Origin of the sequence: Shewanella sp. S1-49-MNA-CIBAN-0167 (assembly GCF_040310145.1) — a bacterium.
In the GTDB taxonomy this organism is placed as follows: domain Bacteria; phylum Pseudomonadota; class Gammaproteobacteria; order Enterobacterales; family Shewanellaceae; genus Shewanella; species Shewanella psychromarinicola.
Genome location: NZ_JBEOPO010000252.1, coordinates 1 through 273 on the forward strand (window position 1 = coordinate 1; position 273 = coordinate 273).

The window sequence follows — 273 nt, forward strand, 5'->3', positions numbered from 1 at the left end:
TTAGCTCAGTTGGTAGAGCGATACCTTGCCAAGGTATAGGTCATCGGTTCGAACCCGATATGTCGCTCCAATTTCTTATCTTATCCGATGGATTAGAATTTGGTATAAGTATGGCGCGATGGCAGAATGGCTATGCTACGGATTGCAAATCCGTCTATCTCGGTTCGACTCCGGGTCGCGCCTCCACAAAATTGCATTTAATGGTTACTTTTAGTAACGGTTAAAACAACACTTTGCCCGAGTGGTGGAATCGGTAGACACAAGGGATTTAAA

At 44.7% G+C, this 273-nt stretch carries 1 tRNA gene; it reads left to right on the forward strand.

From position 1 onward, the window contains the following. The first annotated feature begins 112 nt into the window (after positions 1-112). Positions 113-186, forward strand: a tRNA-Cys gene (locus tag AAEZ00_RS21220). Positions 187-273 lie beyond the last annotated feature (87 nt).